Origin of the sequence: Pedobacter sp. R20-19 (genome assembly GCF_000708265.2) — a bacterium.
Taxonomy (GTDB): Bacteria; Bacteroidota; Bacteroidia; order Sphingobacteriales; family Sphingobacteriaceae; genus Pedobacter.
In genome coordinates this window covers 541,615-551,591 of record NZ_JCKI01000008.1, presented here as the reverse complement: position 1 = coordinate 551,591, position 9,977 = coordinate 541,615, and the positions used below count along the sequence as shown (strand labels likewise).

The following is a 9,977-nucleotide window of genomic DNA, read 5'->3' as shown; positions in this document are numbered from 1 at the left end:
GTTATTATGTCAATACTGTTGGGCAATATGCAAATGAAACAGTTATTATGAAATATATTCAAAATCAGGGAGAGGATAAATCATCTTACAAGATGTTGAATAGAAATCAGTTGAGCTTGAGTCTTTAAATTATGCGATACCCCGATAGCTCTGCTTCGGGGTCATTCATTTAATAGCACCTTATCATAAGCCATAATCTGCAAATCCAAAACCTCATGGTGAATATGAGGTTTTGGATTTGCTACAATGATAAAAATCTGGAAGATTAGTCTGTAATAAATAAATCGTCGGTATCGTCTTCCAATGGAATATAAATTCTTTCCCATTCCTCACCTTCTATAATTTTCCAGGTATGTCCGATTCCTCTTGTGTCATTGGCAATTAAAATGATTCCGGGCTCAATGATAAAAGATTCTCCATTCGTTACGCCAAATTTTAATTTTCCTTTTAAGGTAATCACATATTGACGGCGAGGCGCGGGATGGGGAATACCTTCCAAACTTGAAACATCCGTTTTGGCGAAAAAATAACTGGCATTAATGTGTTGTTGTACTGGAATTTTTCCGCTTTCAAAAGTACAATCATCATTATCCAGATTGATCAATCTTATGGCTTTTAAATAATTATTGGTTTCGGCTTTTTGTAATGTCATCTTCAAATTATCTGATTAAAATTTAAGTGTGGTTTGTCCCTTCTGCGCTACTTCCCTTTCATGTTGCAAGAGCCATTGCTTTCTCCATAAACCACCTGCATAACCAACCAGTTTGCCATTGCTTCCAATAACCCTATGGCATGGAACCGCAATTGCAATGTTATTTTTACCATTGGCTGCGGCAATGGCTCGGATGGCCAATGGATGATGTTTAGAAAACTTCGCGTATGATGTAGTTTCTCCATAAGGGATTGCAATTAAGTTTTGCCAAACCTGTTGTTGAAAATCTGTACCTTTTTGCTTAATAGGGAAATCGAAATCCTTTAATTTACCTTTAAAATAATCTTCAAACTGTAAAGCTACTTTTGATGTCAATTCATTTTCTGTTAAGTCTCTAATATCCGTTTCAGTAAAGATAACGGCATGCACAAATTCATCATCGGCCAGGATGGTTAATTTGCCTATTGGCGATTCTATAACTGATGCATAGTGGTTTTCCATTATTTAAGCCCACAGATTTTGGTTTAAGTTGCTAAAGAATATGAATAATTATCAACTGTGAATCTGCAACTAAAAATTTAGACAAAATTACAACAATCCAACAATTAAAATATTCAATATTTATCAATAAAAGTATCTTTGCGGTTATGCAACTGGCCAAAGAGGTTAAATATTTGATACAAAAGGAAGTACTGTTAGAGTGGCGATCCAAATATACCATCAATGGCATATTGTTATATGTAGTTTCCACTATTTTTACCTGTTACCTATCTTTTGTAAGCCTTGGCGATAAGCTTGCCTGGAATGCATTGTTTTGGATCATTATACTTTTTGCTTCTATAAACGGTGTTTCCAAAAGCTTTCTGCAGGAAAGTAAAGGCCAGCAATTGTATAACTATATTCTGGCAAGTCCTGCAGCAATATTAATTTCTAAAACGGTGTATAATACCTTATTGATGTTGATTTTAACCACTATTGCATTGGGATTTTACACGATGGTTTTTGATACATTTACACCACCTGATTTATTGCTTTATTATGTGGCTGTAATGATGGGAAGTATCAGTTTTTCTACGGTTTTTACCATGGTTTCAGCCATTGCCAGTAAAGCGGGTAATGGGGGGATGCTCATGGCGATTCTCAGTTTTCCGATTATCATTCCTGTATTGATTCTTTTAATCAAACTGGCTAAAAATGCGGTAGATGGCTTGCCCTGGGAAAATAGTTATGATGAAATTGGCATGCTGTTGTTGGTAAATGTGCTTACCGTTGCCACCTCTTTATTGTTATTTCCTTACCTTTGGCGGGATTAAAATAGAATGAATGAATAATCAAATGATGGAATGATTGATTGCTACATGGCTAACATTCATTCATTCAAAACTCACTCATTAAAAATTAAGTTAAAAAATGAGAGAATGATTGAATTATAGAACAATTTAATTGCTCTTAACTAACATTCACTCATTCAGAACTCACTCATAAAAATTATAAAAAGATATGTATAAAACTTGGTGGAAAATATTAGGTTCGGTGCTCGTCATCTATACTGCAATTGCAGGTATATTGATGGGCGTACCGCGTTTGCCTATTATAAATGAATCGATTAGAAATTTGTATTTCCATGTACCCATGTGGTTTGCCATGATCGTTTTGTTCTCCATTTCAGTTTTTTACAGTATAAAATCTTTAAGTTCGAAAAGCGAAATCGATGATATTAAAGCAGTAGAAAGTGTTAATGCTGGTATTATCTTTGGGCTTTTAGGCTTGGTTACAGGTGCCATTTGGGCGAAATATACCTGGGGGCAATTCTGGAGTTTCGATCCTAAACAAAATTTTGCAGCCATTTCTGTATTGCTTTATTTCGCTTATCTCATTCTTCGTAATGCCATAGATGAAGAGCAAAAGCGAGCTAAAATTTCAGCCATTTATAACATTTTTGCCTTTCCAATGATGGTGGTTTTACTTTTTGTGCTACCACGTTTAAAAGATTCATTACACCCTGGTAACGGTGGTAATCCAGGTTTTAATAGCTATGATTTAGACAGCCGTATGCGCATGGTATTTTATCCTGCATGTTTAGGCTGGATTTTGATCGGTTACTGGATATACACTATCCGTTTTAGAATACGTTCCATAGAAACTAAACAACAACACAATTAACATGAAGAAGATATTTTTATCCCTGACATTGATGCTAACCGCAATACAATTATTTGCTCAGGATAATGGTGTGGAAATGGCAGATCGACTGCGCAGCGATGGTAAAATCTATGTAGTGGTTACCTGTATTGTGATCATTTTAGTCGGTTTATTGGCTTATCTTTTTTCCATTGATAAAAGATTAAAAAAAATAGAAAAAGAAAATACGGGTAAAAACTAAGTTTAAACAGTTTAAAGCTGTTTTTTTAGCCATTTGCAATTGGTGTTTGCTATACACTAAGTCTTTTTTCATTTGGATATATGCTGTTTTTTTAGGCAATTTTGCGGCATACTTAATTCATAAAAGATAAATAATGGCTAATCTAGCAGACGAGAACAAGTTCTTTGCAGATGTTTGTAAGAACTTTGACAGTGCGGCTCAATTCACCAATCACCCCGAAGGTTTATTGAACCAGATTAAAGCATGTAATAGTGTGTATCGTTTCCAATTTCCTATTCGCAGAGGAAACGGTTTTGAAGTAATTGATGCCTGGCGTGTAGAGCACTCGCATCATATGAGTCCAACCAAAGGTGGTATTCGTTATAGCGAGATGGTTAATGAGGATGAAGTGATGGCACTTGCAGCCTTGATGACATACAAATGTGCCATCGTAAATGTGCCATTCGGTGGCGCAAAAGGTGGTATCAAAATCAACACCAAACAATATAGTGTAGCTGAATTAGAAACCATCACCCGTCGTTACACAACCGAATTAATCAAAAAGAATTTTATTGGTCCTGGCATTGATGTTCCAGCTCCGGATTATGGATCTGGTGAGCGCGAAATGAGCTGGATTGCGGATACCTACATGACGATGAATCCGGGTCAGCTGGATGCTTTAGGTTGTGTAACAGGTAAACCAATTGCGTTACATGGTATTCGTGGCCGTAAAGAAGCTACCGGACGTGGAGTTGCTTATGCCGTTCGCGAATGTGTAGACGTTGCAGAAGATATGGCAAAAATTGGTTTAAAAGCTGGTTTAGGTGATAAAAGAGTAGTTGTACAAGGTTTAGGTAATGTAGGTTATCATTCTGCCAAATTCCTTGCTGAGTTTGGTGCGACTATTGTTGGTTTGTGCGAGTACGAGGGTGCTATTTACAATGCAAACGGTTTAAATGTGGATGAGGTTTTTGCACACCGTAAAAACACAGGTTCCATTTTAGGCTTTCCAGGTGCTACAGATTTTAGAAATTCTATGGAAGGTTTAGAGCAGGAATGTGATATCATTGTACCTGCTGCTTTAGAAAATCAGTTTACTGAATTGAACATCCGTAACATTAAAGCAAAAATTATTGCTGAAGGTGCAAATGGCCCAACTACTCCAGAAGCTGAGGTGATTTTTACTGAAATGGGAGGGATCATTATCCCTGATATGTATTGTAATGCAGGTGGTGTTACGGTTTCTTATTTCGAGTGGTTAAAAAACCTTTCTCACGTAGCCTTCGGACGTATGGAAAACCGTTATGCGGCTAATTCTAACGCTAACCTGATTGCAACTTTAGAAAATTTAACAGGGAAAACCATTCTTCCTGAACACCGTTTAATGATTGTTAAAGGTGCTTCAGAAATGGAATTGGTAAACTCTGGTTTAGAAGATACCATGATTCATTCTTATCATGAAATTCGTGAAACCTTAAAAGTAAAACCTGGTACAGAAACGTTGAGAACAGCTGCCTTTGTTAATTCAATTGATAAAATTGCTGTTTCATACATGAACTTAGGCGTTTGGCCTTAATAAGGTTTAAAGCTAAAAGCTGAAAATCCTTGCAGATGTATCATTTGCAAGGATTTTTTATTTTGGAAATGTGTGGTTCTGTTTTTTGTAGCAGAGACTTATGAGAGATCGTCTTTGCAGCAAAGCACGAAGCAATCTCATTGCAAATAAAGACCCACATGAGAGATTGCCCGAATACTACTGATGAAGGATTAGAGCATATTTTCGCAAAGTATAAAAAGAAATACTACACTTACGAAGTAATACTCAATTCCTCGAGATCAAGTCTCCATTCTTCCTTCCTTATAATATCATCATCATAGTTTTTATTGCTTTTTAAATGATGTAGTTCATCCCGCTGAACCTGAATCAAAGCAAGTAAAATTTCTTTATAAGCTTTTAAATCCTGCTTATTTATTTCACCTTTTCTATATGCCTGAAGTGTATCTTTCTTTTCGTTTAAAGAATGTTGTAATTCAGCCTTTAAATTAACCATCAATTCATTGTGCGTACACTGGTATTGATAATCTGCCACTAATTTTTCCATTGAAAGATCAATTAACTTTAGCTTGATTTGGTTGGTTTGTTCCTGTTCAGAAAGTTTATGTTTAGGCTCTGGTATTTTCAATAACTTAATAAAAAAGGGAAGTGTTAATCCCTGTACCACCAGTGTAACAAAGATGACTACAAAAGTGATGAATAAGATCAGGTTCCTTAATGGGAAAGCTGTCTGGTCAGAAATCAAGACTGGAATAGAAAGTGCTGCCGCTAATGATACAACGCCCCTCATACCTGCATACACAATTACCAATGATGAGTGCCAGGTCAAATCCTGATAACGTACCCTGGTTCTTTTATTGAAAAAACTAGTAATTCTTGCTGTTGAAAATAGCCAGATAAAACGAACTACAAGTGCTAAAAAGCTGATGCCAAACCCATAACCTATTGCTTTTGTAATGGGGTAATCCGGACCTAAACCGCCAACAATGTCTGGTAATGCTAAACCAATCAGAATAAACACCACGCCATTGAGTAAAAAAATAAGTGCAGACCAAACCGAAACTGTTTTTATTCTGGAGTTAGAAGTGAGAATCACATGCGACTGGCTGGAAAGCAATAGCCCACCCGAAACGACAGCCATAACGCCAGAGGCTTCAAAATGCTCAGCAACGATATACATAAAATAGGGGGTGAGCATAGTAAGTACGGTATCGATGTTTTCGGTGGTTGGCAACCAGCGGTGAATGGCATAGAATATTCCACCTATGGCTACCCCAATTACGATACCCAATCCTGCAACAGAAACAAAGTTAACAGCTGCATCCTGTAAAATGAAAGTTCCGGTAGTTACTGTAGCTAGTGCAAATTTGAACACAATTAAACTAGATGCATCATTCACTAAACTTTCTCCTTCTAAAAGTGCGGTAACGGTTTTAGGCAATTTCATCCCTTTAAGTACAGCGGCGGCAGCAACAGCATCAGGTGGTGAAACGATACCGCCCAGTAAAAAGCCCAACGCTAAGGTAAACCCGGGGATAAAGGCCACAGATGCGTAAGCTACAGCTACTGATGTGATAAATACCAAACCAACTGCCATCAGGAAAATAGCACCCTTATATTCCCAGAATGCTTTCCATGAAGTAAACCAGGCTGCTTCGTAAAGCAGTGGTGGAAGAAATAGTAAGAATACGAGGTCTGGATCTATTTTGATATGGGGCATTCCTGGAATAAAGCCAATAAATAAACCCGCGAGAACTAAAAAAATGGGATATGAAATCTTAATTTTCTGGCCAATCATAACCAGAAGGGTTACCCCGAGCAATAAAACCAGGATGAGAATTAAATTATCGTGCAGCATGTAAAGGAGATATTAACCTAAATTTAATTAAATATAAAAGAAGTTGGAAAGTAAAAAAAGCAGGCGCATATTTAGAAGTTTTTGATCAGCTGATATAGCGCATTTACCTGCGTATTTATTAACGTGATTTTTCCATTCAATTTTATCTGTTTCGTGGCAATTGATGTTCCATTTAATTCCAGGTGTTTAAAAAGCTTTAAGTGTTGCCTTAAACCTGGAATACTTGAGGATGCATTTAATTTTACAAAATCAACGTTTAATGAAAAGAATTCATTCGCAGGGACTTTAATACTATCCCTTTTATTATTTTTTTTGGTTGTCAGTTGAAGCTGATTTTGATCTCCACCTACAAAAACTTTATAGAGCGGAAATACCGTGTTGCTTATTGTTCCACTATCCAGGTTGATTACCTGTTTTTCACTAAGATATTTGTTTAAAAGATTTTGATTTGCTTCGATGTTGAGTATAAGGTTAGGTACGCTACGTTTCTGTAAGGTTACTTTAGCTGTTTTTTCAAAATCATCATTGTATTCATAGGTAATAATAGAATCAGTTTGTGTTATGGTATTTGTCCATTCAAAATCAAGATAACCTTTGTAATATTTCAACAAGCTATCTCGTTCTAAAGTGCTGTTTTTAAGTTGTATTTTTTTATTTGGTGCTTTAACAAAATCAGCATTTAGCCAGGCCGTGGCCGTACTTTCCCTGTTGAACTTCTTATGCAAAGGTTTGCTAGCCGGAATAATTACCTGATTAGCCATAGCAGCCTCAATATTTATTTCTCCATGATTGAAATCAGTTGTGAAATTGTTTTCTTTATCAAAATAGGTAATATGATGGGTTGATTCTGTTATGGATTTAAATTTACCATTGCCTATTTTTTGAAAGTTTTTTTCCTTCAAAACATCTACAAGTACAGCATTAAAATCCCTTACTTCAGCAGAGATAACTACAGCAACACTGTTCATATCATAGCAAACCATTACATTCCTTAATCTTGATCCTGCGAAGGTAATTCCATCTTTTTTCTTCAGGATTTTAAACCCAAACTTGTCTTTAATAAAAGTCTCAAAATCGTTAAATTGCTTAATTTTAAAATGGGAAAATAGTGCCATTTCTGGTTGATCCTTAATCGTGTAAAAGTATATACTTGCAGGTATTTTTAATCCATGGTTAAAGTTGCCTTTGCTTATCTCTGGTTTTTTATTGGTGTCTGATTTCAAATAATATCCAATATTCAGAAGCATATTTGTGGCAAGACTTTTATAGATCTCATCAATACTAATTTTAATGATTGCAGTAGCTTCTTTTGGAACATAAATCTGATTGGCGTTATATTGCCTGTATTTAAACAAGCCAACAAAAAAAATAAGCAGCAATAAAAATATTGCTGCTGTTATTTTTAGAAATTTCTTCATAGAGAATGGTTCATTCGTTCATCTGTCATTCTTTTATTGGTTTCAGCCAACTAAAAACGCCATTGGTCTATTTTGCGGCATTTTCAATTAAAGTAAACAAATATCTCAAAGCGTTTTCATGTCCGTTAGGAATTTCAGCACTAATATCTGCTGAAACCAGGTTTCCTTTAATTGGGTTCGACTTCATATAAACGTTACCCATTTTGCCCAGTGTTTCATTAAACTTTTTTGCTGTTTCTTCAACACCTATTTCCTCATTTGGTACTTTACCAACCAGGTTCTTTGCATTAAATAAGAAACTAAAATTATTCTTGGTTAATAAAGCTTTATGCGTGTTGCTAATGCTTGCACGGAAACTGTTATCATTAATGCTTTGCATTTCGGTTAATGAATTTCCAAAAAACACAATGCCATCCTTAATCATGAAGTAAATATCTATCGGACTTTTCTTTTCTTCAATTTTATAGATGTTATTGCTCACACTAACCTTGTTTTTATTTATTCCGTATTTAATGAGCTTATTCATTAAACGCTGGTCTTCCGATGAAAACATAAAAAGAAAATCAGGAAGGGTTTCTTTTTTAGTTTTGGTTACCTCTGTTTGATTATAATCTTCATCGTAATCATATGTAGTGTAACTCACATCACGACTGTTTAGGCCATTAATTATAAATAAAGCATCGCCTTTTACTACTTTGCTTACGGCTTCTTCATCCAGTAGGAGTGAAAATAATTCTGAACCCAGTGCAATTTCTTCGTCCATTTTATTAGTGCCTAAAAATGAGCCATAGGTTTGTTGCATCAATTTCGGTAATTCCTCTAAGTAAGCTTTCGTATCAATGGCATATCCCATAAAGCCAATTGCCTTTTCACTATCTACATATTTCAGAAATTTTTTATTCAATTTCCTGTTCATGATTTTTTTGTACGAATCAGCCTGCTCTTTTGCTAATTCCAGACCTGTAGAAATGCGGAAGCTTTTTTTATCCATAAATAGTTTGGCAGTTAAACTTCCGTAACCCTTCATTACTCCAGCTTTACCATAGCTACCAAATGCAGGGGAGAGGGAATTATAAACATCCTGCAAGCTTGAAACCCAAACTTCTGCAATGGCATTTTTATCCAGACTTGCAGCATATGATTTATTACTTTCAATAGATTCGTAATTGCCATTGAAAATTTGATTTGCTTGAACAGTAATCCATTCAAGTGCCAGTTGTTTTTTCTTTGCTTCCTGTTCCGCTCGTTCCTGTTGATATTGATCATATTGGTCATCTGTAGCTGGAAGCGAAGCCATTCCAACTGAATCGGTTACTGCATATTCAGCTGAATCATATTCATTATGTTTAACCTTTTTTGGTGCTTTTTTAGATTTAACGCCCTTTTTTCTCTTTACCGATTTATTTTTAGCAGTGCTTTTCTTTGCTGTTTTTTTCTGCACTTTTTCTTTTAAAACAGGCGGTGCAATCACTTCTTCTACCATTGGCGCTTCTGTGGTGACATAGGTTGAGTCTGTTGCCGCCATGGTGCTATCAGCCATTGAAATTTCGTCTTGATAGCGAATATCTTTAATACCATAGCGTGCAGATTTTACTGAATCAGCAAAAAAAGAGCTATTGATGCTTCCTGTAACGAAGTACATCATGTTGTTGTTCCATTTGATTACGCTTGTGCTATCAGGTAAAATCATGGTTCTGATCTCGCCATCAACTTTAATTTTTTTCTCTTTATCTGTAATCAGGTTCTCAAATCGTGAGGCATCTTTAAGCGGAATCAGGAAGCAATTATAAGTAATGCTATCACTCAGCTGATTAAAATAATACATATTTTTCTCCAGGTTAATTCCAAAGTCTTCTACACTGGTGAAATTTTTATCAAGCGATTTTGAGGTCTCTGTTAATAGTTTTTTACCTACAAAAGATTCATTAAAATCTTTTACAAACATCAGTTTAAATACATTATCACCTTTTATAGTAGCCACAGTAAAGGCATTTGCGGGAATTTTTTTAACCAAATCCTGAGCATAAGTTAAACTGGAAAGGAATAGGAGGGAGAGTGCAAGGAGAAGTTTTTTCATTTATATAAATTTGTTTTCAAAGGTGAGCAACCTGTCATGATGATATATTTTCTTT

Annotated in this window: 9 protein-coding genes; 4 read left to right on the top strand and 5 right to left on the bottom strand. The window is 35.6% G+C overall.

Going from position 1 to position 9,977, the window contains the following annotated elements; genetic code table 11:
- Nucleotides 1-265: 265 nt before the first annotated feature.
- On the bottom strand, nucleotides 266-652 hold the full coding sequence (locus tag AN34_RS19315; RefSeq protein ID WP_029288285.1) for a hypothetical protein: 387 nt from the start codon (nucleotides 650-652) through the stop codon (nucleotides 266-268).
- A gap of 15 nt (nucleotides 653-667) precedes the next feature.
- Nucleotides 668-1,153 (bottom strand): methylated-DNA--[protein]-cysteine S-methyltransferase, encoded by a 486-nt coding sequence (locus AN34_RS19310; RefSeq protein WP_029288284.1) that lies wholly within the window; start codon nucleotides 1,151-1,153, stop codon nucleotides 668-670.
- A 146-nt stretch (nucleotides 1,154-1,299) separates the two neighbouring features.
- Between AN34_RS19310 and AN34_RS19305 the strand changes: the two genes are divergently transcribed.
- The 4 genes from AN34_RS19305 (at nucleotide 1,300) to AN34_RS19290 (ending at nucleotide 4,590) form a co-directional block, all read left to right on the top strand.
- Entirely contained in the window at nucleotides 1,300-1,965 is a 666-nt protein-coding gene (locus AN34_RS19305) for a heme exporter protein CcmB (protein WP_029288283.1), read from the top strand.
- A gap of 187 nt (nucleotides 1,966-2,152) precedes the next feature.
- On the top strand, nucleotides 2,153-2,815 hold the full coding sequence (gene ccsA, locus AN34_RS19300; protein ID WP_029288282.1) for a cytochrome c biogenesis protein CcsA: 663 nt from the start codon (nucleotides 2,153-2,155) through the stop codon (nucleotides 2,813-2,815).
- Between the two features lies 1 nt (nucleotide 2,816).
- A complete protein-coding gene (locus AN34_RS19295) occupies nucleotides 2,817-3,035 on the top strand; it encodes a CcmD family protein (protein ID WP_029288280.1) in 219 nt (72 codons plus the stop codon).
- A gap of 133 nt (nucleotides 3,036-3,168) precedes the next feature.
- Nucleotides 3,169-4,590 carry a Glu/Leu/Phe/Val dehydrogenase gene (locus AN34_RS19290; RefSeq protein ID WP_029288278.1) on the top strand — a complete coding sequence of 474 codons (1,422 nt, stop codon included), beginning with the start codon at nucleotides 3,169-3,171 and terminating at the stop codon, nucleotides 4,588-4,590.
- Between the two features lie 232 nt (nucleotides 4,591-4,822).
- Here the strand turns inward: AN34_RS19290 and AN34_RS19285 are convergent, their stop codons facing one another.
- The 3 genes from AN34_RS19285 to AN34_RS19275 all read right to left on the bottom strand — a co-directional run bounded on the left by AN34_RS19285 (nucleotide 4,823) and on the right by AN34_RS19275 (nucleotide 9,922).
- On the bottom strand, nucleotides 4,823-6,427 hold the full coding sequence (locus tag AN34_RS19285; protein WP_029288276.1) for a Na+/H+ antiporter: 1,605 nt from the start codon (nucleotides 6,425-6,427) through the stop codon (nucleotides 4,823-4,825).
- Nucleotides 6,428-6,498: 71 nt separating this feature from the next.
- Nucleotides 6,499-7,845 (bottom strand): hypothetical protein, encoded by a 1,347-nt coding sequence (locus AN34_RS19280; protein WP_029288273.1) that lies wholly within the window; start codon nucleotides 7,843-7,845, stop codon nucleotides 6,499-6,501.
- Between the two features lie 67 nt (nucleotides 7,846-7,912).
- The gene (locus AN34_RS19275; RefSeq protein WP_029288271.1) at nucleotides 7,913-9,922 is read right to left on the bottom strand and encodes a hypothetical protein; all 2,010 of its coding nucleotides are present in this window, start codon (nucleotides 9,920-9,922) and stop codon (nucleotides 7,913-7,915) included.
- Between the last annotated feature and the right edge of the window lie 55 nt (nucleotides 9,923-9,977).

Coding starts and splice junctions, on each gene's coding strand:
- AN34_RS19315 (WP_029288285.1), bottom strand. CDS start 652: ATGACATTACAAAAAGCCGAAACCAATAATTATTTAAAAGCCATAAGA.
- AN34_RS19310 (WP_029288284.1), bottom strand. CDS start 1,153: ATGGAAAACCACTATGCATCAGTTATAGAATCGCCAATAGGCAAATTA.
- AN34_RS19305 (WP_029288283.1), top strand. CDS start 1,300: ATGCAACTGGCCAAAGAGGTTAAATATTTGATACAAAAGGAAGTACTG.
- ccsA (WP_029288282.1), top strand. CDS start 2,153: ATGTATAAAACTTGGTGGAAAATATTAGGTTCGGTGCTCGTCATCTAT.
- AN34_RS19295 (WP_029288280.1), top strand. CDS start 2,817: ATGAAGAAGATATTTTTATCCCTGACATTGATGCTAACCGCAATACAA.
- AN34_RS19290 (WP_029288278.1), top strand. CDS start 3,169: ATGGCTAATCTAGCAGACGAGAACAAGTTCTTTGCAGATGTTTGTAAG.
- AN34_RS19285 (WP_029288276.1), bottom strand. CDS start 6,427: ATGCTGCACGATAATTTAATTCTCATCCTGGTTTTATTGCTCGGGGTA.
- AN34_RS19280 (WP_029288273.1), bottom strand. CDS start 7,845: ATGAAGAAATTTCTAAAAATAACAGCAGCAATATTTTTATTGCTGCTT.
- AN34_RS19275 (WP_029288271.1), bottom strand. CDS start 9,922: ATGAAAAAACTTCTCCTTGCACTCTCCCTCCTATTCCTTTCCAGTTTA.